Origin of the sequence: Microtetraspora fusca (assembly GCF_001570365.1) — a bacterium.
GTDB lineage: Bacteria > Actinomycetota > Actinomycetes > Streptosporangiales > Streptosporangiaceae > Microtetraspora > Microtetraspora fusca.
On sequence record NZ_BBYK01000071.1, the window covers coordinates 53246 to 77864 of the forward strand.

General features: G+C 70.1%; 24 protein-coding genes. 12 read left to right on the forward strand and 12 right to left on the reverse strand.

Features of this window, described 5'->3' with window-relative positions; genetic code table 11:
* The first annotated feature begins 77 nt into the window (after positions 1–77).
* On the forward strand, positions 78–461 hold the full coding sequence (locus AWQ68_RS33730) for a hypothetical protein (RefSeq protein WP_157546100.1): 384 nt from the start codon (positions 78–80) through the stop codon (positions 459–461).
* A gap of 91 nt (positions 462–552) precedes the next feature.
* On the opposite strand, the gene AWQ68_RS33735 is transcribed toward AWQ68_RS33730, so the two are convergent.
* Both AWQ68_RS33735 and AWQ68_RS33740 read right to left on the reverse strand, forming a co-directional pair.
* The gene (locus AWQ68_RS33735; protein WP_066948613.1) at positions 553–1503 is read right to left on the reverse strand and encodes an SIS domain-containing protein; all 951 of its coding nucleotides are present in this window, start codon (positions 1501–1503) and stop codon (positions 553–555) included.
* Between the two features lie 41 nt (positions 1504–1544).
* Positions 1545–2624: a hypothetical protein gene (locus AWQ68_RS33740; protein WP_066948616.1), complete on the reverse strand. Its 1080-nt coding sequence runs from the start codon at positions 2622–2624 to the stop codon at positions 1545–1547.
* A gap of 217 nt (positions 2625–2841) precedes the next feature.
* Between AWQ68_RS33740 and AWQ68_RS33745 the strand changes: the two genes are divergently transcribed.
* Genes AWQ68_RS33745 through potA form a run of 3 tightly spaced genes read left to right on the forward strand, consistent with a single transcriptional unit; the run spans position 2842 to position 6414 of the window.
* The gene (locus AWQ68_RS33745) at positions 2842–3696 is read left to right on the forward strand and encodes an ABC transporter permease (RefSeq protein WP_066948619.1); all 855 of its coding nucleotides are present in this window, start codon (positions 2842–2844) and stop codon (positions 3694–3696) included.
* Positions 3689–4477 (forward strand): ABC transporter permease, encoded by a 789-nt coding sequence (locus tag AWQ68_RS33750; protein ID WP_066948622.1) that lies wholly within the window; start codon positions 3689–3691, stop codon positions 4475–4477. Before AWQ68_RS33745 ends, AWQ68_RS33750 begins: the two co-directional genes overlap by 8 nt.
* Positions 4474–6414, forward strand: a complete 1941-nt coding sequence (gene potA, locus AWQ68_RS45850) for a polyamine ABC transporter ATP-binding protein (RefSeq protein WP_084464695.1) — start codon at positions 4474–4476, stop codon at positions 6412–6414. The genes AWQ68_RS33750 and potA overlap by 4 nt, the downstream gene beginning before the upstream one ends.
* Here the strand turns inward: potA and AWQ68_RS33760 are convergent.
* Positions 6401–6976, reverse strand: coding sequence for a TetR/AcrR family transcriptional regulator (locus AWQ68_RS33760; RefSeq protein WP_245656364.1), 576 nt, complete (start codon positions 6974–6976; stop codon positions 6401–6403). The two genes, potA and AWQ68_RS33760, sit on opposite strands and share 14 nt — an antisense overlap.
* A gap of 150 nt (positions 6977–7126) precedes the next feature.
* On the opposite strand from AWQ68_RS33760, the gene AWQ68_RS33765 reads away from it, so the two are divergent.
* From AWQ68_RS33765 to AWQ68_RS33775, 3 genes are all read left to right on the forward strand, one after another.
* Positions 7127–8404 (forward strand): glycosyltransferase, encoded by a 1278-nt coding sequence (locus AWQ68_RS33765; RefSeq protein WP_066948627.1) that lies wholly within the window; start codon positions 7127–7129, stop codon positions 8402–8404.
* Positions 8401–9774, forward strand: a complete 1374-nt coding sequence (locus AWQ68_RS33770) for an NAD(P)/FAD-dependent oxidoreductase (protein ID WP_066948630.1) — start codon at positions 8401–8403, stop codon at positions 9772–9774. Before AWQ68_RS33765 ends, AWQ68_RS33770 begins: the two co-directional genes overlap by 4 nt.
* Before the next feature lie 96 nt (positions 9775–9870).
* A complete protein-coding gene (locus AWQ68_RS33775; RefSeq protein ID WP_066948631.1) occupies positions 9871–11268 on the forward strand; it encodes an aminobutyraldehyde dehydrogenase in 1398 nt (465 codons plus the stop codon).
* A gap of 241 nt (positions 11269–11509) precedes the next feature.
* Here AWQ68_RS33775 and AWQ68_RS33780 read toward each other — a convergent pair whose 3' ends face one another.
* From AWQ68_RS33780 to AWQ68_RS33795, 4 genes are all read right to left on the reverse strand, one after another.
* Entirely contained in the window at positions 11510–12187 is a 678-nt protein-coding gene (locus tag AWQ68_RS33780; protein ID WP_066948634.1) for a FadR/GntR family transcriptional regulator, read from the reverse strand.
* A 20-nt stretch (positions 12188–12207) separates the two neighbouring features.
* Positions 12208–13407 carry an MFS transporter gene (locus tag AWQ68_RS33785; RefSeq protein ID WP_066948636.1) on the reverse strand — a complete coding sequence of 400 codons (1200 nt, stop codon included), beginning with the start codon at positions 13405–13407 and terminating at the stop codon, positions 12208–12210.
* Positions 13404–14813 carry an amidase gene (locus tag AWQ68_RS33790; RefSeq protein WP_245656366.1) on the reverse strand — a complete coding sequence of 470 codons (1410 nt, stop codon included), beginning with the start codon at positions 14811–14813 and terminating at the stop codon, positions 13404–13406. The genes AWQ68_RS33785 and AWQ68_RS33790 overlap by 4 nt, the downstream gene beginning before the upstream one ends.
* Positions 14814–14943: 130 nt before the next feature.
* Entirely contained in the window at positions 14944–15735 is a 792-nt protein-coding gene (locus AWQ68_RS33795) for a helix-turn-helix transcriptional regulator (protein WP_066948639.1), read from the reverse strand.
* Between the two features lie 85 nt (positions 15736–15820).
* Between AWQ68_RS33795 and ilvD the strand changes: the two genes are divergently transcribed.
* Positions 15821–17635 (forward strand): dihydroxy-acid dehydratase, encoded by a 1815-nt coding sequence (gene ilvD, locus AWQ68_RS33800; RefSeq protein WP_066948642.1) that lies wholly within the window; start codon positions 15821–15823, stop codon positions 17633–17635.
* Between the two features lie 141 nt (positions 17636–17776).
* Here ilvD and AWQ68_RS33805 read toward each other — a convergent pair whose 3' ends face one another.
* Entirely contained in the window at positions 17777–18070 is a 294-nt protein-coding gene (locus AWQ68_RS33805; protein ID WP_066948645.1) for a hypothetical protein, read from the reverse strand.
* 127 nt (positions 18071–18197) lie between these two features.
* Here AWQ68_RS33805 and AWQ68_RS33810 point away from each other — a divergent pair, with 127 nt between their 5' ends.
* Entirely contained in the window at positions 18198–18602 is a 405-nt protein-coding gene (locus tag AWQ68_RS33810) for a hypothetical protein (protein ID WP_157546103.1), read from the forward strand.
* A gap of 65 nt (positions 18603–18667) precedes the next feature.
* Here the strand turns inward: AWQ68_RS33810 and AWQ68_RS33815 are convergent, their stop codons facing one another.
* Complete coding sequence (locus AWQ68_RS33815) at positions 18668–20689, reverse strand: DUF6571 family protein (protein ID WP_218007142.1); 2022 nt, start codon at positions 20687–20689, stop codon at positions 18668–18670.
* Positions 20690–20910: 221 nt separating this feature from the next.
* The gene (locus AWQ68_RS41555) at positions 20911–22005 is read right to left on the reverse strand and encodes an FAD-dependent monooxygenase (protein ID WP_218007143.1); all 1095 of its coding nucleotides are present in this window, start codon (positions 22003–22005) and stop codon (positions 20911–20913) included.
* Between the two features lie 48 nt (positions 22006–22053).
* Between AWQ68_RS41555 and AWQ68_RS33825 the strand changes: the two genes are divergently transcribed.
* A complete protein-coding gene (locus tag AWQ68_RS33825) occupies positions 22054–22671 on the forward strand; it encodes a TetR/AcrR family transcriptional regulator C-terminal domain-containing protein (protein WP_218007144.1) in 618 nt (205 codons plus the stop codon).
* Between the two features lie 19 nt (positions 22672–22690).
* Here the strand turns inward: AWQ68_RS33825 and AWQ68_RS33830 are convergent, their stop codons facing one another.
* Positions 22691–23371 carry a DNA alkylation repair protein gene (locus tag AWQ68_RS33830; protein ID WP_066948656.1) on the reverse strand — a complete coding sequence of 227 codons (681 nt, stop codon included), beginning with the start codon at positions 23369–23371 and terminating at the stop codon, positions 22691–22693.
* Positions 23368–24057, reverse strand: a complete 690-nt coding sequence (locus AWQ68_RS33835; protein WP_245656368.1) for a TetR/AcrR family transcriptional regulator — start codon at positions 24055–24057, stop codon at positions 23368–23370. The genes AWQ68_RS33830 and AWQ68_RS33835 overlap by 4 nt, the downstream gene beginning before the upstream one ends.
* Positions 24058–24248: 191 nt before the next feature.
* Between AWQ68_RS33835 and AWQ68_RS45410 the strand changes: the two genes are divergently transcribed.
* Together AWQ68_RS45410 and AWQ68_RS45855 are read left to right on the forward strand one after the other, a co-directional pair.
* Positions 24249–24317, forward strand: coding sequence for a hypothetical protein (locus tag AWQ68_RS45410; protein ID WP_245656374.1), 69 nt, complete (start codon positions 24249–24251; stop codon positions 24315–24317).
* 168 nt (positions 24318–24485) lie between these two features.
* Entirely contained in the window at positions 24486–24614 is a 129-nt protein-coding gene (locus tag AWQ68_RS45855) for a hypothetical protein (RefSeq protein WP_281217825.1), read from the forward strand.
* The last annotated feature ends 5 nt before the right edge of the window (positions 24615–24619 follow it).

Here is a 24619-nt window from a genome sequence, read left to right on the forward strand (position 1 = left end):
ACCATGCCTTTTTCGCTCTTCTCGGGAAGAACGCGCAAACCGGTCGTTCCGCGAAGTGGTTCGGCAGCGAGGAGGAGATGTTCGCCTTCGCGAGGAAGGCGGCCGCCGCAGCGCCCTCCGGCGGCCCGCTGCCGCTGGTCGTCGTGTCCGCGCACATCGAGCAGTGGCTCTCGCTGAGCGAGGAGGAGGACGACGGGTACTTCAAGCAGCCCGACGTGCTGGCCGAGCTGCACGCCGCCGCGGACCGGTCCGTACGGCATCCGGCCTTCCGGCGCCGTCCCGGCTGGCCGGCCGGGCACAACGCGCTCGCGTTCGCCTTCGCGCTGGCCGGGGACCACGCCGCCGCCAAGGAGCAGTTCACGGCGGTCGGCGACCTCGTGACCGACTGGCCGTGGTGCTACCTCGGCGACGAGTCGACGGCCTTCGCCGAAATGCGCAAGGTCTCGCTCAAGTACGGCTGACGTCGCCCGCGGCCGGGCACACGAGCACAGGCTCCCGGCGGACGTCGCCGGGAGCCCCGCGCTGGTACGGCCCGTGCCGCGGTCTGTCGCGTCAGGCCCGGGCCCACCAGGAGGCCGCGAGCAACTCGGCGACCAGCGTCTCGGTGAGCAGGGCGACCTCCGGGTCGTCGTCGTGGCGGTACCGGATGGATGCGGCCTGGCCGTCCAGCTCGCCGCCGACCGCGAGCACCGTGGAGCCCCGCTGCCGGATCCACTCCATGGCCTGCTCGTCGTAACGGGAGCCGGGGAACATCAGCGCACGGTAGTCGTAGGTCTTGGTGAGGTAGACGTCCACGTGCGCCCAGTCGCCGGTCTCGCACGCGTCCGCCTGGCGGCGCGGGCCCTCGCGGAACATCAGCGCGGACTGCTCCGCCGACGAGAGCCGCTCCGCGGGGGCGATCGCGTACACGCCGTGCGGTCCGTCGAGCACGTCGGAGGCCGTCTTCAGCCAGTCGTCGCGCCGGTCGAGCAGGTCCGCGGTGGCCTCGGCCGCGCGGCGGACCAGCGCGGGGACGTCGCCGCCGCCCGCGAGCCGGGACTTCAGCGCGAGCAGCAGCGCGAGGGTGTGCTGGAACGTCCGGCACGCGACGCCGCCACGCTCCTCGCCCGCGGACATGGGTACGACCAGGTCGGCGCCCTCGGTCACCGCGGAGCCCGGCTTGTTGGTCATGGCCAGTACGAACGAGGTCCCGGTGTAGCGGGTGAGCGCGTCGAGGGTCTCCCTGCTGCCGCCGGTCGCGGAGATGGCGACCACCAGCGTCCCCGGCCCCGGCACGGTGTGCGCGGCGGAGGCGTACTCGGCCACGGCGTCGATCCCGGAGGCGCGCAGCCGCGACGCGACGACGCCGGCGGCGTACCGGGAGCTGCCCATCCCGAGGAAGACCACCCGGTCGATGCGCTCGGGCAGGCCCTCGAACGGGTCACCGGCCTCCAGCGATTCGGCCAGCGCGCCCAGCGCCTCCGGCTTGGCCAGCAGGTCGGCCTCGAACAGCCCCGCGTCCACAATGCACTCCTATCTTTCTTTTTGTCCTATTTTGTCGTGACTTACTTCGTAAAGGCGGGATCGGTGCCGTACCAGGAACGAAGCACGCCCATCGGTGCGTAGCGCCAGCGCGGCAGGTGCCGGGCGGCGTAAATCAACTCGCGACACTCCTGCTCGACCTCGAATGGCCGCACCAGCGATCGGTCGAGCAGGTCGGAGCGTCCTGCCTCTGTGAGCCCGGCGGCGTACGCGGCGTCGATCGCGGCCCGCGCCTCGGCGACCCACTCCGCGACGCGCTCGGGGTTGGCGCCCCTGCGGAGGATCGCCACCTGGCCGACGTGATCGACGCTCGTGGTGAGCTGGGCGAGGTCCCGGGCGGCCGGCTGGTAGGCGCCGCCGCCCGGCGCCTCGGCCGACACCGTCGGGTTCCCGTCGAAGTCCACCACCGCGTAGCCGTCGCGCCACCGCAGGATCTGGCCGACGTGCAGGTCGCCGTGGATGCGGATCAGCGGGGTCGGGCCGGCCGTCGCCAGGGGCGCCAGTTCGCGGCGCAGCTCGTCGGCCCGGGAGGTCAGCCACGCGCCGTCCTCGCCGTCGGTCAGTGCGAGCGCGTCGCGCAGCGCCTCCTCCGCGCGCTCCGCCCACGCGCCCGCGTCGCTCTTGCCGTCGGGCGCGAGCCGTACCGGCTCGGGGAACACGGGGGACGGGGTCGCCATGGCGAGGTGCAGTTCGGCGGCCAGCGCGCCCAGCTCGGCGGCGAAGCCGGTGCGCCCGGCCTCGGCCTCGTCCACGCACCACTCCCAGCCGTCCCTGGCCTCCGGCAGGTACGCGGTCACCAGCGCGACCAGCGCGTCCTTCCAGTAGACGGCGGCGTACGGCGTGGCGGTGCGGGAGAAAGCGGACAGATGTGCCAGCAGGTCGGGCGCCGGCTGCGGCGCGCGGGACGGCCGCGGGAACCACTTGACGACCACGCTCTCGCCGGCGATCACCGAGTGGTTCGTCTGATCCACCGTGATCGCCCGCTCGCCGGGAGGCGGCGTGGGCAGCGGGCGGAAGGCGCGGACGGAGAAGGGGTGCGGCGGCGTGACGCCCTCCGCGAGCGCCCGGACGACGGCCCCCGTGACGCCTTCTCCTACGGCCAACGTGAGCGAACCGTCCGGTTCCTCGCGAAGGGTTGGCCAATGCCGTGCTTCGACCTGCATCTGTTGAATCTCGATTCAATAAGGCTTGTATCGCCAATGCTCACAATGCCCGGGAAAGTCTTGTCTAAGTTGACTTATCCTGCAACACTCTAAGCTCCCCACCGGAAGGAAGCTCTCGCATGTCATTTCGCGTGCCCGCCTTTGGGGCGATGGCACCATGAAGTCCACCGTACGAGCACGGGTGGTCGGTCGGCTCGCCACCATGGGGCCGGGCTTCGGTTTTCTGATCGTCTTCCTGGCGGTCCCGCTCGCCCTCGTGCTCAGCTACACGGTGTTCCGCCGCGGCAGGTTCGGCGGGGTCGTCTATGAGGCGACGGGGGAGAACTTCACCCGGCTGATCGACCCGCTCTACCTGGACGTGGTCATCGGGTCGGTGAAGCTGGCGACGATCACCACGCTCCTCGCCCTGCTGCTCGCGTACCCGACCGCGTACATGATCGCCCGGCTGCCGGCCAAGTGGAAGGTCATCGCGCTGGTCGCCGTCGTGCTGCCGTTCTGGACCAACTTCCTGATCCGCACGTACGCGTGGATCGTGCTGCTGAACTCGGAAGGTCTGGTCAACTCGGGACTCGACGCGCTTGGTCTCGGCAAGCTCGAGCTCCTCTATTCGGACGGCGCCATCGTCGCCGGCCTGCTCTACGCGTACCTGCCGCTGATGATCCTGCCCCTGTACTCGGCCATCGAGCGGCTGGACCCGCAGCTCCGCGAGGCGTCGTCGAACCTCGGCGCCCGCCCCATCAGGACCTTCTGGTCGGTCACCCTGCCCCTCTCGCTGCCCGGCGTGCTGACCGGCTGCGTCTTCGTCTTCGTCCCGAGCCTGGGCAACTTCGTGATCCCCGAGCTGCTCGGCGGCGGTCGCCGGATCATGGTGGGGAACCTGATCCGCGACCAGTTCCTCAAGGCCCGTGACTGGCCGTTCGGCTCGGTGCTGGCCCTGTCCGTGATCGGCGTCCTGGTGCTTCTGCTCTTCGCCCAGGCCTGGGCCAGCCGGAGGGTGGGCCGCGATGCGTAGGAACCGCAAGCAGGGGAACGGCTGGCTGCGCCTCCCCTTCTGGCTGACATACGTCTTCCTGTACGTGCCGATCGGCGTCGTCGTGCTCATGTCGTTCAACCGGAACAAGTCGCCGTACGCGTGGGGCGGGTTCTCGCTGCGCTGGTACGGCCAGCTCTTCGGGAACGAGAAGATCCGCGAAGGCCTCATCAACACCCTGATCGTGGCGTTCGGCGCGACGGTCCTCTCGACGGTGCTGGGCACGCTGCTCGCGGTCGGCCTGGCACGCTACAACAAGTCGCGGCTGCTCGACGCGCTCTCGACGATGCCCGCGATCCTGCCCGACCTGGTCCTCGCGATCGGCCTCCTCATCTTCTACGCGGCGGTCAAGATGACGCTCGGACTGCACTCGGTGCTGATCGCGCACACCGTGTTCGGCATGGCCTTCGTGACGGCCGTCGTACGGGCCAGGCTCAACCATGCCGACACCTCGATGGAGGAGGCGTCCCGCGACCTCGGCGCGACCCCGGTGACGACGTTCATGCGGATCACGCTGCCGACCCTGGCGCCGGGCATCCTGGCGGGCGCCCTGCTGGCGTTCACGCTCTCCATCGACGAGTTCGTGATCGCGTTCTTCACCGCCGCGCCCACCCAACCGACCCTGCCGATCGTCATCTACTCCATGGTGCGGTTCGGCGTGACCCCCGAGATCAACGCGTTGGCCACCCTGCTGCTCGCGGTGAGCTTCACCGTCGTGATCGCGGCCCAGCGCATGACCAAGCTCACCGAGGCACTCTCATGACACTTATCTCCATCGATGGCGTGAGCCGGCGCTTCGGCGATGTGACCGCGCTTGACTCGGTCAGCCTGGAGATCCGGCAGGGCGAGTTCTTCGCGCTGCTCGGCCCCTCCGGCTGTGGGAAGACCACGCTGCTCCGCATCCTCGCCGGATTCGAACAGCCGGACGACGGCGCGGTCAGCCTGGACGGCGAGGACCTGCTCAAGATTGCCCCGCACCGCCGCCCGATCAACCTCATGTTCCAGTCGTACGCGCTGTTCCCGCACATGACGGTGGAGCGGAACATCGCCTACGGCCTGGAACGGGAGAAGCTGCCGAAGAAGGAGATCCGGGAGCGCGTCGCCGAGGTCCTGGAGACCGTCGGCCTCTCCACGCAGGCCCGCCGCAAGCCGCACCAGCTCTCCGGCGGCCAGCGTCAGCGCGTCGCCCTCGCCCGGGCGATCGTCAAGCGTCCGCGCCTGCTGCTGCTCGACGAGCCGCTGTCCGCGCTGGACAAGAAGGTGCGCGCCGAGATGCAGCTCGAACTCAAGCGGCTGCAGCACGAGGTCGGCATCACCTTCGTGGTCGTCACCCACGACCAGGAGGAGGCCATGTCGCTCGCGGACCGCATCGCGGTCATGCAGGGCGGCAAGGTCGAGCAGGTGGACGCGCCCATCGAGCTGTACGACCGGCCGCGCACGCCGTTCGTCGCGGGCTTCATCGGCGCCAACAACATCTTCTCCGGCAAGGTCACCGAGGGCGGCGTCCACGTGGACGGCATCGGCCTGCTGCCCGCGCCTAAGGGCGTGGACGGCGACACCGCGCTCCTCGCCGTACGCCCGGAGAAGGTCCGGCTCACCCAGATCGCCCCCAAGGCGGAGGAAGCCGTCGAGGCCGTCGAGGCCAAGGCCGACGCCGAGGCCACGTCCGAGAGCGCCGACGAGTCCAAGGACGAGGCGACGGCGGACAACACCGACGAGGCCAAGGATGAGGCCAAGGACGAGTCCGAGGCCAAGGATGAGGCGACGTCGGAGGAGGCCGCCGACGCCGCCGAGGCGAAGACCGACGCCGAGGCCACGTCTGAGAGCGCCGCCGAGACCAAGGACGAGGCGACGTCGGAGGAGGCCGCCGAGTCCACCGCTGAGGCGGAGGTGAAGGAAGGCCCGGTCAAGACCGACGAGGGCGCCGAGCCCAAGGCCCCCGAGCCCGTCGTGCCCGCCGATGAGGCTGAGTCCGCCGAGCCGTCCGATGAGGTTCAGGCCGACGAGTCCAAGGGCGAAGCGGACGCCGAGGCCGACAGCGAGCCCGTCGCCGCGGACTCGGACGAAGCCGAGCCGCAGGGCGACGCGGTGTCCGAGGCCGAGCCGAAGCCGGAGACCGAGGGGGAGGCCCCCGCCGAGGCCGAGGCCGATGGCGGGACCGATCTCCGGGTCGTCGTGAAGGACGCCATGTCCGGCGAGCTCGACGCCGAGGCGATGGCAGAGGTGGTCTCCAAGGCCGTCGCCGGAGTCGTGGCCAAGGTGGTCGCGGAGGTCGTGGCCGAGGTCATCGCCGACAACGACGCCAAGGCCAGGGCGAAGACCGAGGAGAAGGACGAGACCGCGCCCGAGGCCGAGGTCGCCGCCGAGACCGAGACCACCCGGGAACCCGCGCCGGAGACGAGCGACGCCCCCGAGACCGCCCCCGAGACCGTGGCCGAGGCCGTCCCCGTCCAGAAGCAGGAGGTCGTGGCCGAGTCAGGTGACGAGGACAAGGCGGACGCCGAGCCCGAGGCCGAGAGCCCGCTGCGCGGCACGGTCGTGGACGTGAGCTTCTACGGCGGCACGTCGCACATCGTGCTGCGCGTGGAGGGGCACGAGGGGCACGTGCTGGCGGCGACCCAGGGGTCGGCGCGGGTCGAGCCCGGCACCGAGGTCGCGATCGGCTGGGACGCCGCCGACGCCGTGCTCATTCCGGCCTGAGTTCGTGTCCTGTCGCGAGGCGGGCGTAGTCGAGGATGAGCTCCACGGCTTCGTTCGGGCCGATCGAGTGATGCCTGGCGATGATGCGGTAGCCGTAGGCGTCCTCGAGGGCGACGAGCGTGCGGCTGATCGTCTCGGAGGACTGGGCGAGCGTGAAGATGCCCTGGGCGGCCCCGGTTTCGAGGATCGTCTGGTACATCGACACCTGCCGGTCGAACAGCGTCGTCAGCAGCGTGCCGTACACCCGGTTGCGACCGGCGGCGCCGCCCAGCTCGCAGAGCAGGCGCACGCCGGCGTCCTCGGGCCCCTCGGGCAGGCCGGACCTGATCGTGGTGATGAGTTTCTGGGCGGGGTCGGCGATGCCGCTGATCTTCTTGATCCGCTGCTCGTAGAAGCGTTCCATCCCGGCGTGGTGGGCCTCGATCAGCAGGTCCCTCAGGTCGGGATAGTGGTACAGCACGGCGCCGGAGGTGAGCCCGGCCTCCTCGGCTATCTGGTTGAGGTGGACACCCTCCGCGCCGTGTTGGATCATCGCCCGGCGGGCGGCATCGATGAGGTCCATCCGCCGGTCCGCTCTGCTCTTGCGCTGGGCCATTCCATCCCATCCGATTTGAACGCACGACAACAACTGGCCTACCCATAATGTCCCAGCTATTGACGGCGCGCTAGATACCTATTTGAATCACGGTTCAACAAGTCAGGGAGTCCGGAGATGACAGACAAGCAGCTGACTATCCTCTTCATGCCCGAGAGCGCGTACGGGCCGACGAACAACTGCATCGGGATCGGAGACGTCCTGCGCAAGCGCGGTCACCGCGTGGTTTTCGCTGCGGAGGCGTCGTGGAAGGGCAAGCTGGAGGCCCTCGGCTTCGAGGAGGACCTGGTCGACCTCGCGCCGCCGGCCGAGGAGGAGCAGGACGCGGGGCAGTTCTGGAAGGACTTCATCCGTGACACCGCGCCGGAGTACCGGAAGAGCACCTTCGAGCAGCAGGAGACGGTCACCAAGCCGATCTGGGACGCCCTGATCGACGGCGCGAAGTACTGCGAGCCGCAGCTCAAGGCCATCATCGAGCGCGTCCAGCCGGACGTGATCGTCGAGGACAACGTCATCTCCTTCCCCGCGCTGCTCACGGCCGGCAAGCCGTTCGTGCGCATCGTCTCCTGCAACCCCCTCGAGGTGAAGGGCGCCGACATCGCTCCGGCCTTCTCCGGCCTGCCCGCCGACGACAGGAGCGAGTGGGACGCCTTCCGCGCCGAGTACGACCGGACCCACCGCGAGATCTACACCGCGTTCAACGAGTGGGTCGTCGAGCAGGGCGCTCCGCCGCTGCCCGACCTGGAGTTCATCCACGAGGGCGACGCGAACCTGTACGTGTATCCGGAGATCGTGGACTATACCGACGAGCGTCCCCTCGGCCCGACGTGGACCCGGCTCGACTCGTCGGTGCGCGAGACGGACGACGAGTTCACCTTTCCCGAGGTCCCGGGTGACGGCCCCTGGGTCTACTTCTCGCTCGGCTCGCTGGGCTCCGCCGACGTCGAGCTCATGCGCCGCGTGATCTCGGTACTGGCCACGACGCCGTACCGGTTCATCGTCTCCAAGGGCCCGCTGCACGAGGAGATCGAGCTGGCCCCGAACATGTGGGGCGCCGAGTTCGTGCCGCAGGCGGCGATCATCCCGCAGGTGGACCTCGTCATCACCCACGGCGGCAACAACACCACCACCGAGGCGCTGCACTTCGGCAAGCCGATGATCCTGCTGCCGCTGTTCTGGGACCAGTACGACAACGCCCAGCGGGTGCACGAGAAGGGCTACGGCGTCCGCCTCGACACCTACAAGTTCACCGACGAGGAGCTGACCGGCGCCCTCGACCGCCTGCTGGGCGACACCGAGCTGCGCGAGCGGCTGGCCGCCCACGGCGCGGAGATCCGGCGCAGGGACGGCCTGCGCGTCGCCGCCGACGTAATTGAGAAGATCGCTGCCAAGTGAAAGCACTGAAGGACGCCGCTCCCCGGGTCTTCTGGACCGACAGGCCCGGGGCGCCGGCGTATCACCCGCTTGACGGACGTACCACCGCCGACCTGCTCATCGTCGGCGGTGGTTTCACCGGCCTCTGGGCCGCCGTTCTGGCGAAGGAGGAGAACCCCGCCTGTGACGTGGTCCTGGTCGAGGCGCATTCGATCGCGTACGGCGGGACCGGGCGCAACGGCGGGTTCATCTCCGACTCGCTCACCCATGGGCTCAGCCAGGGCCTGAAGCTGTGGCCCGACGAGATGCGCACGCTGCTCGCGCTCGGCCGGGAGAACCTCGCGGCCATCGCCGCGTTCGTCGAGGCCCACGACATCGACGCCGATCTGCGCCTGGTGGGCAAGACGACGGTCGCGGTCGCCGCGCACCACGTCGCCGAGCTCAAGGAGGCCCAGCGGCTGCACCACGAGCACGGTGAGGACGCGGTCTTCCTCAACCGTGACGAGATGCGCGCCGACGTGGACTCGCCGACGTACCTCGGCGGGCTGCGGCTGCGCGGCACCGGCGGCATCCTGGACCCGGCCAAGCTGGCCTGGGGCCTGGTCAGGGTCGCCGAGCGGCTCGGCGTCCGGGTCTACGAGAAGACGGCGGTCACGGGTCTGGAACGTTCCGGAGCCAAGGTCCGCGTCACCACCGGCTCCGGTGTGATCGACGCGGCGCAGGTGCTGCTGGCCACCAACGCGTTCCCGCCGCCGCTGCGCAGGTTGAGCAACTTCGTGCTGCCGGTCTGGGACTACGTGCTGGTCACCGAGCCGCTGTCGGAGTCGCAGCGCGCGTCGCTGCGCTGGGCGGAGGGGCAGGGCCTCACCGACGCGGGCAACCAGTTCCACTACTACCGCCTGACGGCCGACGGCCGGGTCCTGTGGGGCGGCTACGACGCCATCTACAACTTCGGCGGCGCGGGGGCCGAGCAGCGCGACGCCACTCACGAGCTGCTCGCGCGGCACTTCTTCGAGACGTTCCCGCAGCTCGACGGGGTGCGGTTCACCCACAAGTGGGGCGGCGCGATCGACTCGACCAGCAGGTTCACCCCGTTCTTCGGCACCGCCATGGGCGGCAGGGTGGCGTACGCGCTGGGCTACACGGGCCTGGGTGTCGGCGCCTCCCGGTTCGGCGCGCTGGTCGGCCTCGACCTGCTGGCCCGCCGCTCGACGCGGCGGACCGGGCTGCGGATGGTGCGCCGCCTGCCGGTCCCGTTCCCGCCGGAGCCGCTGCGCTGGCCGGTGGTCGAGATCACCCGGCGGGCGCTGGCCCGGGCGGACGAGAACGCGGGCCGTCGCGGGCCGTGGCTGAGCCTGCTCGACCGCTTCGGCGTCGGGTTCGACAGTTGATATCCACGGTGAACGTATAACTAAGGCGATTTGCGACATTTGCCGTATTTGTGGCGAATGTCGGCAGGTTCATCGTGACCGATGAAAGAGGATGGCATGGCTACCCTGATCAATCCCGCGAACGGCCGGCCCATCGAGGACGTGCCGGACACGTCGCCCGACGGCGTGGCGGCGGCCGTACGAGCCGCGCGTGCGGCCTTCGAGGAGTGGCGGGAGAGCACCCCGGCCGAGCGGGCGCGGGTGCTGCTGCGCTTCGCCGACCTGGTGGAGCAGGACGCTGAGGAGCTGACCCGGCTGGAGGTCGAGGAGACCGGAAAGCCGGCCCCGGTGTTCCGTGACGGCGAGCTGCCGTTCGGCGTGGACAACCTGCGGTTCTTCGCGGGGGCCGGACGCTCGCTCGACGGGACCGGCGCGGGCGTGCTCAGCGCCGGCTACACCTCTGTGCTGATCAGGCGGCCGGTCGGCGTCGTCGGCTCGATCGCGCCGTGGAACTTCCCCTTCATCATGGGGATCTGGAAGATCGGTCCGGCCCTCGCCGCCGGCAACGCGGTCGTCATCAAGCCCGCGCCGCAGACGCCGCGCAGCACGCTCCGGCTGGCCGAACTGTTCGCCAAGGCGGGCGCCCCCGAGGGGCTGCTGCAGGTGGTGACCGGAGACGCCGAAGTCGGGCAGGCCCTGGTCACCGACCCCGGCGTGGACATGGTCAGCGTCACCGGCTCCACGGCGACCGGCCGGGCCGTCATGCAGGGCGCGGTGGACGGTCTCAAGCGCGTCCACCTCGAGCTCGGCGGCAAGGCGCCCGCGCTGGTGTTCGCCGACGCCTCCCTTGAGGACATGGCGTTCGGTGTCGCCATGGGCGCCACGTACAACACCGGGCAGGACTGCACCGCCGCCACCCGCGTCTACATCGAGCGCTCGCGGTACGCCGAGGGCGTCGAGGCGCTGCGCGACGCGCTCTCCCGGGTGCGGCCCGGCGACCCGTGGGACGAGGGCTCCGACATCGGCCCGCTGATCTCGCAGGCCCACCGCGACCGGGTGCACGGATTCGTCACGCGCGCCTCCGGCCGCGTGGTCTGCGGCGGTACGCCGCTGGACGGCCCGGGCTTCTACTACGCGCCCACCCTCGTCGCGGACGCCGACCAGTCCAGCGAGATCGTCCAGGGCGAGATCTTCGGGCCCGTGCTGGTCGCGGTGCCGTTCGACTCCGAGGACGAGGCGGTCCGCCTCGCCAACGACACGCAGTACGGCCTGGCCTCGTCGATCTGGTCGACGGACGTGTCCCGGGCGCTGCGCGTCTCCCACCGCCTGGACGTCGGCGTCACCTGGATCAACGACCACCTGCCGATCGCCTCCGAGGCGCCGCACGGCGGCGTCAAGGGCAGCGGCTTCGGCAAGGACATGAGCCAGGAAGCGGTCCAGGAGTACTCCGTCACCCGGCACCTCATGATCAAGCACGCCGCCCCCCAGGCGAGGGACTCCTTCCGCCCCGCCTAGGTTTCGCAGGGCCGGACATGAGCGCGGGTCGACTCGCTCTTCGGGTGATGTCCCGGAGAGCGAGTCGGCCCATTTCTCAGTACGAAGCGATCCCGAGCTCCTGCTCGACGAAGCCGTAGAGATCGGTGTACGGATCGCGCTCCGGCAGCGGCACGTGATCGCCGTGGACCGCGTTCATCTGGACGGCGCCGCGGCGGGCAACGCCCGGACAGTTCGCCAGGGCTTGAGGATCGGGGACCGTTCAGCGCAGGATCGCGAGGGTGGGGTCGAGGTTCTGGCGGGTCGCGGCCACGGCGGCGTCTGGGTCGCCGTCCACGATCGCCTGGACCAGGGCGCGGTGGGCGTTGGCGGTGCGGTCGTCCTGGTCGGGGGAGCGCCGGTCGTCGGCGATCACCGAGGCGGCGGTCGCCCGGAGCGCGCCGAGGAAGGTCGTGAACACCTCGTCCAGCACCGGATTGTGCGCCGCTCGCACCACAAGCCGATGCAGCTCGACGTCCGCCTCGGCCAGCTCCGGCCCGGTCGAGGCGGCGTCACGGGCGGCCAGGGCGGCCCGCAGCGCCGCTATATCGTCGGGAGTGCGCCTGAGCGCCGCCAGCCGTCCGGCCTCGACCTCCAGGGCCACCCGCACCTCGTAGACGTCCGCCACGCGGCCGCGCCGCAGCGTCCGGTCGAACTCCGAGACCGGGGTGGCCGATACGACGTAGGTGCCCGAACCGTGCTGGGCGCGCAGTTGCCCGTCGGCGATGAGCGCGCGGACCGCCTCGCGCGAGGTGGACCGGCCGACCCCGAGGAGCCGGCTCAGCTCCACCTCGCCCGGCAGCTTGGTGCCGACCGGCCATTCCCCGTCGCCGATCAGCCTGCGCAGCTCGGCGACGGCCTTCTCGACCAGCGACGTATGGTGAACGGCCCGAACGCTCATGACCGCAAGGTAACAGCTCCTCAGAGCTCTCGGCTCAGGACCGCCACCGGGGCGGGCTCGGGCGGCAGCGGTGCCCGTTCGCGCAGTCGCAGGCCGAACACCGCCCCGACCGCCAGCACCGCCAGCACGACGGCGAGGACGGCGCGCAGGCCGTAAGCGTCGGCGATCCAACCGGGCAACGGGGAGGTCAGCCCGCCCACCGACATGGCCAGCCCGAGCGTCAGGCCGCTGGCGGTCCCCGGCCGGTTGGGGAGGTAGTCCTGGGCGAGGGTCACCTGCGGCGCGAAAGGCAGGAACATCGCCAGCCCGCACGCCACGGTCGCGGCCTCGGCGACAGCGAAGGTCGGCGCGAATGCGATTGCCGCCAGCGCGGGGATGGCCAGCAGGTAGCCGGCGCGGACGGGAAAGAGCCGCCCCCGCCGGTCGCCGAGCCATCCGCCGAGCAGCGTGCCGAGCGCGCCGGCGAGGGTGAGGGAGGTCAGCGCCGCCGCGCCCGCCGCCGACGAGGCGTGCAGGTTCTGCCGGACGTGCAGGGAGAGCATCGAGGTCACGGTCACATACGGGATGGACCAGCAGACCGTGGCGGCGACCAGGACGCCGAAGGCGCGCCAGTCGTCCCGTCCGCGCGTCTCCCCGGCGCGCGGGACGAGCGGCAGGGCCGGGGCATGGCCGCGCCGCCGCATCCAGGGGACGCGCGCCGTCCACAGCACCGCCATGACCGCCGCCGGGACGGCGAGCAGCCAGATCCCCCCGAGACCGAGCGAGCCGACCACCAGGGTCACCAGGGCGGGGGCCAGCGAGGCGCCGATCGTGCCGCCGACCGAGAACAGGCTCATCGCCTTCTGCGAGTCGCCGCCCGCCGCGCGGGCGTGGTTGGTGGCGGGCGGGTGGTAGGCGGCGATGCCGATCCCCGCCAGCGCCACGCACAGCCAGGTCACCAGGTAGTTGCCCGCGAGCCCCGCGCCGGTGATGCCCAGGGCCGCGGTGACGAATCCGGCCGGGATCAGCCAGCCGCTGCGGTGCATGCGGTCGGTCACCGCGCCGAAGACCGGCTGGACGACGCTGGACAGTCCGGTGGCCGCCAGCGCGATCCCCGACACGGCCGCGTAGCTGTAGCCGCGGTCGGACATCAGGAACGGCAGCAGGGCGGGCACCGAGCCCTGGTACATGTCGTTGACGACGTGGGTTCCGGTCAGGAAGCCGAGCTGTGCCTTCTTCACCGGACCTCCGCCGCCAGGCGCGGACGCCGGTCGTGCCAGGGCAGCGCGCGCTCCATCTGCGCGGCCAGCGAGATCAGCGCGGCCTCGTGGTGGACGCGTCCGGTCAGCATGATCCCGATCGGGAGTCCGTCCGCCGTCCAGTGCAGCGGCAGGCTGACCGAGGGCTGGCCGGTGATGTTGAACAGTGGGGTGTGCGGGACGAGGGCGAGCATGTTCGCGTACGTCCTGGCCGGGTCGCGGGAGTCCACCAGCGCGCCGACCTCCGGGGGGACGCCGGTGAGCGTCGGGCTGAGAAGGACGTCGAACTCGGCGAACCGCCGTCCCAGCTCGCGGGCCTTGACCTGCATACGGGCCAGCGCGGTCGCCAGGTCGGACGCGCTGTACCGCCTCCCTTCCTCGCGTAGCCAGCGGGTGAGGTCGAGCAGTTCGCCCTCCTTGTCCTCGGGGACGGGGACGGCGGCGGCCAGCGTGGTCCACAGGACGGTGAAGAAGTCCCGGTAGTCGTCGGGGCCCGCGTGCGGGGCATCGCTGACGTCGTGGCCGAGGTCGGAGAGCAGGTCGGCGGTCGCGCCGGCGGCCGTCCGGCACGGTTCGGCGGTGCCGCCGGCCGGGGGGAGGACGCCGATACGCAGGCGTCCCGGATCGCGGTCCGCGCTCGCGCGGAAGCAACCGTCCGGCGCGGGAGGCAGCGTGCCGGCGTCGCCGGGCAGGCTGCCGCTCATCACGTCCAGCAGCGCCGCCGCGTCGGCGACCGTCCGGGCCAGCGGCCCCGCCGTGCCGAGGCCCAGGGCATCGGTCCCGGGGGCCGGGGTCACGCGACCCCGGCTCGGCTTGATGCCGACGATCCCGCAGGACGCCGCCGGTATCCGCACCGAGCCGCCGCCGTCGCTGCCCAGCGCCCCGGCCGCCAGCCCCGCCGCGACCGACGCCGCCGCGCCTCCGCTGGAACCGCCCGCGCCCCGGGCGGGGTCGTAGGGGCTGCGGGCCGCACCGTAGAACGTCTCGGTGTAGGACGAGCAGCCGAACTCGGCCGCGTTGGTCGTGCCGAGGATCACCGTCCCGGCCTCGCGCAGCGCGGTCACCACGGCGGCGTCCACGGGCGCGACGCGGTCGACGAAGGCGCGCGAGCCCGCCGAGAACCGCAGCCCCGCCACCGGCCAGGTGTCCTTGACCGAGACGGGGACTCCGTGCAGCGGCGGCAGGTCGGCTCCGGCCATCACCTTCTGCTCGGCCTCCTTGGCCGCCCGTCTGGCACCCGCCTCGTCCACGGTCGCGTAAGCCGCCAACCCGCCGTCGTACCGCTCGATCCGCTCCAGGTGACGGTCCACCAGCTCGACGGGCGAGATCCGCCGCTCGCGGACCGCCGCCGCCTGCTCCAGCAAGGTCATGTCCGTGGGGTTCACCACGATGTTCCTCCAAGTCCTCAGGTCCTCTGAGGAGTTGTACTCTAGGTCGGACTCCGCCTCTTTTCAAGGTAAGGCTTACCTAAGCGAAAGCGTCTGGGGTCGGGCGAGCCGAGCGGTCATCCCGCCGCCTTCAGACCGTCCGCCCTCCAGGCTCGGTGGCGGGGGTGTAGATCACCAGATGCAGGTTGGGCTGGTCGGCTGGGGCGAGCCGGTGATGTTCGAAATGGAGCACACCGGCTCGCGGGTGGCGGAAGGTACGCAGCCGGGAGGTGAAGCCCTCGATGCGGTGGGCTCCCCAGCCGTCGCGGAAGTCGGGGCTGATCTGCAGCAGGCGGGTGATCACAGGTGACTGGGCCAGGTCGGCGAGCCGTGGCCCGGCCTCGGCGCGGAACTCGGCCAGGAACCGGCGGCTGGTGGTCTCCCAGTCAGGCAGCAGATCGCGGACGTAAGGGTCGGTGAACACCAGCCAGAGCAGGTTCCTTTCGGCCGCAGGTACGGTCGCGACGTTCGGATAGAGGTCCTCGTAGGCGGCGTTCCAGGCTGTGATCCTCCAGTCCGGCGCGACGGCATACGCGGGCGAGGACACCAGCACGTCCAGTAGTCGCTGCACGTGCGCGGGGGCGTCGGCCGCGGTGTCGGCGGCCGGTGGCAGGGCGGTGTATCCGGCCAGGCCCAGGATGTAGGAGTGTTCGGCGGACGACAGCCGCAGCGTGCGCGCGAGGGCGTCCAGGACCTGGCGCGATGGCTGGATGTCGCGGCCCTGTTCCAGCCAGGTGTACCAGGTGACGCTGATCCCCGCGAGGGTCGCGACCTCCTCCCGCCGCAACCCGGGCTTGCGGCGCCCTGTGGCCGGGGGCAGCCCCACCTGGGTCGGGCCGAGCCTCCCGCGGCGTGCTCTAAGGAAGGTGCCCAACTCGTTCATGCGGGTCAGGATAGCTACTGGTGGTAGTACTACTAGTAGTACGCCCGTCTTCGCCGCCGCTGCGCGTACCACCACTATGGACCGCATGCCGCAACTGAGATCACGAACGGTCACCCATGGGCGGAACATGGCCGGAGCCCGAGCGCTGATGCGCGCCTCCGGAGTTCCCTCGGCGGACATCGGCGTCAAGCCGCTGATCGCCGTCGCCAACAGCTTCACCGAGTTCGTCCCCGGCCATACCCACCTCCAGCCGGTCGGCCGGATCATCTCCGCCGCGATCAACCAGGCCGGCGGGATCGCCCGCGAGTTCAACACCATCGCCATCGACGACGGCATCGCCATGGGCCACGGCGGGATGCTCTACTCGCTGCCCTCCCGGGACCTGATCGCCGACTCGATCGAGTACATGGTCAACGGACACTGCGCCGACGCGCTGGTGTGCGTGTCCAACTGCGACAAGATCACACCCGGCATGCTGATGGCGGCGCTGCGGCTGAACATCCCCACCGTCTTCGTCTCCGGCGGTCCAATGGAAGGCGGCCGCACCACCCTCGCCGACGGACGGCCCCGGAGGCTGGACCTGATCACCACGATGGCCGAGGCCGTCAACGACACCGTCTCCGACGACGACCTCGCCCGGATCGAGGAGAACGCCTGCCCCACCTGCGGTTCCTGCGCCGGAATGTTCACCGCCAACTCGATGAACTGCCTGCTGGAGGCGCTCGGCCTGGCCCTGCCCGGCAACGGCACCACCCTGGCCACCCACACCGCGCGCCGCACGCTCTACGAACAGGCGGGCCGCACGGCCGTCGAGCTGACCAGGCGGTACTACCGCGACGACGACCACTCCGTACTGCCCCGAACCATCGCATCCCGGGCCGCCTTCGATAACGCGATGGCGCTCGACCTGGCCATGGGCGGCTCCACCAACACCATCCTGCACCTGCTGGCCGCCGCCCACGAGGCCGACCTCGACTACACCCTCGCCGACATCGAAGCCCGCTCCCGCCAGATCCCCTACCTGTGCAAGGTCGCGCCCAACGGCCCGCTCCTGGTCGAGGACATCCACCGCGCCGGCGGAATCCCCGCCATCCTCGGCGAACTCCACCGCGCCCGCCTGCTCAACGAGGACGTGCACACCATCCACGCCCCCTCGCTGACCGCATGGCTCTCAACCTGGGACGTCCGGTCGGCCGAACCGGCACCCGAGGCCGTGGAGCTGTTCCACGCCGCACCCGGCGGGGTCCGCTCCGCCACCGCCTTCTCCCAATCCCAGCGGTGGGACTCCCTCGATCTGGACCCGGCACAGGGAGCCATCCGCGACGTCGCCCACGCCTACTCACCCGACGCAGGCCTGGCCGTCCTCCGCGGCAACCTCGCCCCCGACGGAGCCGTCGTCAAAACCGCCGGAGTCCCCGCACACCTGCACGTCTTCTCCGGCCCCGCCCTTGTCGTCGAGTCTCAGGAGGAGGCCGTCGAAGCCATCCTGTCCGGCCGCCTCGCCCCCGGCGACGCCCTGGTCATCCGCTACGAAGGACCACGCGGCGGCCCCGGCATGCAGGAGATGCTGCACCCCACCGCCTACCTCAAAGGCCGCGGCCTCGCCGACACCTGCGCCATCATCACCGACGGCCGCTTCTCCGGCGGCAGCTCCGGACTGGCCATCGGACACATCTCCCCGGAAGCAGCCGCCGACGGGCCGATCGCCCTCGTCCGCGACGGAGACCTGATCACGATCGACATCCCCGCACGCACCCTCACCCTCGACGTGCCCGACGCCGTCCTCGCCGGCCGTCGACCCGAACCACCCGCACGTCGCCGACCCGTCTCCACAGCTCTACGCGCCTACGCCATGATCGCCCAATCCGCCGACAAGGGAGCCGTCCGGCAGATCCCGTGAGAGTCACGAGACCGCCGGCAGGCGCGAACACCATTCGGAAGCGCCACGGCGGGCACACGGTTCGCCGCCTCGTCTCAGTAGGAGATGCCGCATCATCGCTCCAGCGCCGCGCGCAGGCCGTCCGGGCGGGTCCGAAGGAGATCAGCGGTAGCCCGGGGAAGGCGGCGGGGCGTAGGCCGGGAGGGCGCGGATCTCCTCTTCCAGAGTGGTGACGATGGCCTGGGCCGCCTGGCGAAGGCGTACGCGGCGAGCGCTGAGGTCGTCGGCGAACCGCCGTGCCGCCGGGCCGACCCACGTGGGCTGACCGGTGAACTGGCGGTGGACAGGGTCGAGCGCGGCTTCAAGGATGGAGACCCGCATCCTGACCTCGGCCAGGGTTCGCTCCAGGGCTTGGCGCTGCGGGTTGGGCACCGCTTCGTTCGCGGACTGACTCATACGTCCCTCTGCCGATGGGGGTACACCGAGCCGATCAATTGGACATTATGGGATCTAGCGCAAGTCGGCCAGCCTTCTGGAGGACTTCATGGCTCGTCTCGTACGGCTCGGCGTCACGGCTTGCGCGGTGACACTGCTGGCGGTGTCCGGCTGCGGCGACAAGGGCCCGACCGCCGCCCAGGCGGGTGAGACGCTCAAGCGCCACATCACCGAGCTGATGAAGGAGGCCCACGTTCTGGATGTTCAAATCACCGATCCGGGCGGACGGGACATCCCCTGCGGTGAGGGCAAGGCCAAGCGCACCTTCGCCGCCACCGCCCGGGACGCCGCCCCGGACCGCGAGCCCGGCACGCTTAATGACATCCTGAATGGCGCGCTGACCCGGGTCGCGCCCTACAGAATCGCCGAAGACCACGGTGGCGTGTCCTTCTCGGTCACCAGCGAGGAGTATCGAACAGTGCTCTTCCTGGAGTCGTCGGTCAAGGGGCAATACAAGATCCGGGGCGAGACCGAGTGTCTCCCGACCTCGTGAGCCGGCGACACGGACACGCCTGACCTGGCGGCTCTCGTGGCTGTGACGGCCACGACTGGTACTCGTCACATGTCGTACGCCATGGCACGTTCCTTGCCCCTGGCGCCGCGGCTCTCGAACGAGTCGGCCAGGATGGCGGACAGACCGCCAACAGAGAACTGATCGCCACTGCCCATGCCGTTGACGGTGGCCCATCTCTCGAACGCTTCGAGTCCGGCGTTGCCCTGCTTGATCAGTTCGGTGAAGGGCCTGAGGTTGCCGTTGCCGTCGGCGATGGCGACACCGGGCGGGCGCGCCGCCTGATATTCGGCGGGCGTGACCTTCGGGCTGAAACCGTTCGCCATGAGGGCCAGCGCAAGCGTGTGCTGGCGGCCAAGCGTCGCGATCGTGGCTTCCTTACGCAGACCGTCGGTCCGCTTGTCGCTGTCCGGGCCGAACGTGTCGACGGCGGCGAGTCCGGTGCTCAGCGTCAGCCAGAAGACCTGACCGCCCATAGTCGGGATGAACAGGCCGGTCACGCCGAGGGTTGTGCTGACGAGGAAGCTCCGGACCTTCTCGTTTTCCTCGTCGATCTTGTCCAGGTCACCCTGGACCTTCTCCGCGGCGCCCATCTCGAAGCCCCGGACGTTGCCCAGCACCTTCAGTACGTCGTCCAGCGGTTTCACGTTCCCGGTCCGCTTGACCTCGGAGGCCGCCTCGGCGATGAGGCGCTGGGAGAAGCGGCCCATCGCATCGTCGAACGGGGCGAGGTGCTCGGCCGAGTCGGCGAAGGTCTTGAGGAAGCGGTAGGTGTCCTTCGGGCTGAGCCGGAAGGCCGAGGTGAGGCCGAGCGCCGACGTGGTGGGGGTGAGAGCGCTCGGCTTCGTCATGTTCGCGTCGCTGATGTTCGCCCCCTCGGCGATCTCAGTCGTGTATGCGCCCGCGATCTCCGCCAGATGCACCCGCGCCGCGTCGCCGATCTTCAGGTCCGGCAGCATCGTCATCACGGTGTAGGCGAACGCGGCGGACTCCTTGCTGTGCTTGCCGTCCGGCTCGTCGTACGCGCCCGAGGCGGCGGCGAGCAGTCGCCCGAACACGTCGGCCTTTGTCCTGTCGAGTGACGAATAGTTTTCATCGGCGTTCTCATCGAGCTGCTTGATGAACTCCTTAAGCTTGGTCTGGTCCTTGGTGTACGGCCCGATGGCTTTCTGGATCGCGATTCTCGCGGCGGCGGGATTGTTACCCAGGGCCTGGATGACCGTTGTGCTGACTTTTTGCGGATCGGCCAGTCCTCCCCATGCCGCGACCAGGCCGAGCAGCCACTCGGTAGGAAACTTCCCGGAGCCGAGCAGCAGGCTGGCCCCCAGTCGTTCGTCCTCGGCGGGCTTCTGGACCTTGTCCCGGATCTTCGCGAACCCCGGAACGGCTGAGCCTCCGGTGACGGCGGTGCCGAATGCCTCGCTGAGCGTACGAAGCATCCATTCGTCGGAGCGCAGGGGAGTGACCGTACCTGGTGGATCGATCAGTGACTGATTCTCCCGAATTACTGAGGGGAGTTCCAGGGCGCCTTTCGTACCCAGGGCATCGAAGAAAGCGGCGGTGAAGTCGGGGTCGTTCTTGCCGGCATCCAACTCCTCGATCAACTGAGCGGCACGCAGGCGATCCTCGGGGCCGGTCCACCAGCCCGGAGCGCCGAGTTCGGCGGCGCGCTTCCCCAGGGCGGCGCCCTTCTCCCGGGACTCCTCGGAACTTCGGACATCCCGCTCGCTGTAGGCATGGATTCCCGCGCCGGGCATCCAGGCCAGGGTCTCGCTCGCCAGGATGGCGGTGTTGCGGCGGCGCAGCGCTGGCAGCTCGTCCTCGATCCAGCCCTGGATCTGTCTGATCGGTTGCAGACCGGCCGTCGAGAGGTCGGCCGCGACGAGGAGTTGGCGGATCCTCTCGGATTGCTCGCCGATCACATCTCTTCCATGCTCCAGGGCCGAGACGAGGTTGTGCATCTGGTCGGGATCGATCCCGCTGAAGTCCGGAGACAGTGGTCCCGTTCCCGTGGACATCGACTGGTCCCTCTCCGCTGCAAGCCCTGTCTTGCCACGATAGATCAGCACTCATTTCGGAGAAGGGTGTCATTTACAGATATGTCCGTACCGGACTCGGGTGCGAGCAGTAGAGGTGCAGGCGTCGCAACCGGCTGAGGGCGGGCACCGCTTTGCGAAAGTGAGAAGTGGTCGGTCCTCGTCCGCGATGCCGCCATCTTGAGCAGGGGATCGGCAGCCTGTGACACCGTTCGGAAGCGTCACGGTCGATACACGGGTTTGCCGCCTCCGCCTCAGCAGGAGATGCCGCACCATCGCTCCAGCGCCGCGCGGAGGCCGTCCGGGCGGGTCTGTTCCTGGTCCATGACCCAGGCGACGTGGCCGTCCGGGCGGATGAGGACCGCTCGCGGGGCGTCGATCTCGCCGAGCACCGGAAGCGTCCACCGGGGGTTTCCGCATCGGGTGCGGACGACATCGATGCCGCCGGCCAGACCTTCGGCGATGCTCGGCAGGTCGGAGTCGGCCCCCAGGTCGAGGAGCACGGGCCGGGCGGCGTGCAGCAGGTCGTACACGCGGTCGTTGACGAGGTCGGCGTCGGGCATGCGCAGCCCGAGCAGCGGATGGTCGCCGGAGCCCATGTCGTAGCGGACATCCAGCGCGGTGATCATGGCGGCGAGGGTGTGGGTGACCGGCTCCAGGTGTACCAGCGCGCCGAAGATCTCGCGGAGGGCCTCGGTCCGCGGGCCGGGGGCGGCGAGGGCCGTCTGCGCCCGCGTGTTCTGCAGCACGCGTGCCGCCACCGGGTGCCGTTCGCTCTCGTACGTGTCCAGCAGCGACGGGGACGCCTCGCCGCGGACCACGGCGGCGAGCTTCCAGCCGAGGTTGGCCGCATCCTGCATGCCGGTGTTGAGTCCCTGGCCACCGGCCGGGAAATGGATGTGCGCCGCATCACCGGCCAGCAGTACGCGACCCCGGCGATAACTCTCCGCCTGCCGGGCGGCGTCGCCGAACGAGGAGATCCAGCGTGGGCTGTGCATCCGGAAGTCGGTGCCGGCGATTCTGAGCATGGAGGCGCGCAGATCGTCCAGGGTGCACGGCCTGCTCCGGTCAGGGACGCGAGAGTAGTCGTAGGTGATCACCCGGTGCCATCCCGGCTCGAACTCCAGCACCCAGAACGAGCCGCTCTCCCGGCGCTCCATGAGGGGGAGCCGTTCCGGCGGGTCGGCCAGCACGACGTCGCCGAGGATCGCGGTGAGGGTCGCATCGGTGCCCGGGAAACCGATGCCGAGCAACTCGCGAACGGTGCTGCGCCCGCCGTCGCAGCCCACCGCGTAGCGCGCCCTGATCCTCTCGACGGATCCCCGAGTGTCGCGTACCTCGACGTCCACGCCCTCGGCGTCCTGGCTCAGCCAGGGGAGACGAAGATCGGCCCGGAGGTGATCGCGCGCACCGCGCTGCGGCTGCTCAACGAGGTCGGCCTGGACGGGCTGTCCATGCGGCTGGTCGCCAAGGAACTGGAGGTGCGTGTCAGCGCCCTCTACTGGCACGTACGAAACAAGCAGCAGTTGCTGGACGCCATGGCCGAGGTCATGTTCCTCGACGCGGTGGACGGACTGGAGGCGCCCGCCCGGGGGGAGTCCTGGGACGACTGGCTGAGACTCGCGGTCGGGGACCGGATGCGCCGCGCCATGTTGCGCTACCGGGGCGGAGCGCGCGTGTTCGCGGGGACCAACCTCACCCATCCGGCGCTGTTCCGCGTGACCGAGCTGGTCCTCCGTACGCTCTGCGCCGAAGGGCTCACGCGCCAGCAGGCCGCGCAGGGGTTCCAGGTGCTCTACCACTTCACCGTGAGCTACGCGATCGAGGAGCAGGCGCGGCAGGGTGCGGCCTACGACGACGAGAACCTCTACTCCAGGCCGCCGGAGATCGACGCGACCCGTTATCCGCTGTCGGCCGAGGTCCTGGCTGCGTACTGGCAGGAAGGTCCGGACGCCGGCTACGCCGACGGCGTTTCGATGATCCTGTCCATGCTGAAGACGCTCACCAGGGGATAGCGGACCGCCGGATGGCTCCCTATCCGACGGGAAGGTTGCGGAGGGCCTCGCGGCGGCTCAGGCCGGAGATGCCGTGGTGGTCGACGTAGCGGACGACCTCGTCCGGGTTGGTCTTCGCGTACTCGCGCAGGGCCCAGCCGATGGCCTTCCGGGCGAAGAAGTCGATGTCCGACAGGCTCGGCTCGATGCACGCGTACAGCAGCGCCGGGTCGGTCCGCTCCTTGAAGGAGTTCTGGCAGAGGATGGCGGTGCGCCTCTTCCAGAGATTGGGAACGTGCGCCCACTCCAGCATGAGCGGGCGCATGCTCTCCGGGTAGAGCCGCAGCAGCGTGCCGATCCGGTTGACGGCGATGTCGTCCACCAGATCCCACCAGGCGCCGGTGACGATCATCTCCTCGTACATCGGGATCGTGTAGAGCGTCTGCCAGGAACGGTAGAAGCGGTGCGCGGACAGCTCGATCGCGGCGTACCGCTCCTCGCGGTATTCGGCCTCGCGCCACAGCGCGAGTACGGCCCGGCGCCACTCGGGGGCCGATCCCAGGCGGTGCTCGGCGAAGACCCGCTTCAGCGCGGTGCGCCGGGGGACGGCCTGCACCCCGAGGAACGGCATGTCCGACTTCATGTACGCCTGCATCGCCGCGGCCTTCGCCGGGTCGGCCGCCTCGGCGAGGGCGTGCCGTACGGCCTTGAGGAGCATCATGCGCCGTGGCTGGTGCGGTCACCGGTGGCGAGGCCGTCGAACAGCACCGTGATGTAGTGCTCGGCCAGCGCTGTGGTGTTGAGCCGCCCGCCGGGGCGGAACCAGCGCACCGCGACCCAGATCGTGTCGCGGATCATGCGGTAGGTGAGCTTGGGGTCGAGGTCGGCGCGGAAGAGGCCCTCGGCCTGGCCGCGCTTGATCTGCTCGACCCACATCCGCTCGACCTCGTCCTCGGCCTTGACCAGGTAGCCGAAGCGGTCGCCGGGGAGTGAGCGGAGGTAGTTCCAGTCGTTCTGCATCACCGTGATGGCCGCTCGGTGCGGCTCCAGCGTGCCGAAACCGATGCGCACCATCTCGGTCAGCGCGGTGCGGGCGTCGCCCGCGGTCTCCAAAACCGCGCGGTAGCGTGCGGTGAGATCTTCGAGGAAGGTGCGCAGCACCTCGTCGACGATCGTCTCCTTGGAGTCGAAGTGGTGGTAGAGGCTTCCGGAGAGGATCCCCGCCTCGTCGGCGATCTGCCGGACGGTGGTCGCCTGGAAGCCCTTGCGCGCGAAGAGCTCCGCCGCGAGCTTGACGAGGTGGTCGCGCCGCTCGGAGGCCGAGCCCGCGGTGGCCGCCCGTTTCGCCGTGCCCTGGCGCCTCACTGGGGCGGCGGTGGCGCCGCCGGAGTTCTTTCGCTGGTTCACACCACCCATTATGAAGGTCCGAGCAATGGCTTGGTCGCCCTATATCGGTGGAGAGTCACCTGCTCATCGCCGTTCAGACGCTCTACCAAGCGCTTGCTGCTACACCCACTTCCGCATCTTGGCATCGTCAAGGTCACATATTGTGCAAGATCCTCTCTGTGGTGAAATTGGGGTATCCGTTTACCTTGGGAGTGGCATCTGGGGAGCCGCTTCCCGACGGGGTCATCCTGTGGACCCGTCTCGCCCCTGCCCCCCCTTGATCCCGTACGTCCCGGCGGCATGCCCAGCCGGACGGCCGCCGTGCGCTGGGAGATCGCGGAGGACGAGAAGCTCGCCCGCGTGATCCAGACCGCTCGCCGCCGCGATGTGGCCGGGCGCCGCCTCGGCGGCGGAGGATCCGCGGGGGTTACCTCACCTGTACGGCCGACATGGACGGCTTCCGCGCCGAGTTCCGCGCGGTGGATCACGCGGACCGGCCGGACGCCCGGGTGTCCACGGTGGCGCGGTACGAGATCGCGGACGGCAGGCTGCGCCAAATAGGAGATGAGGTGGCCTAGCGAAT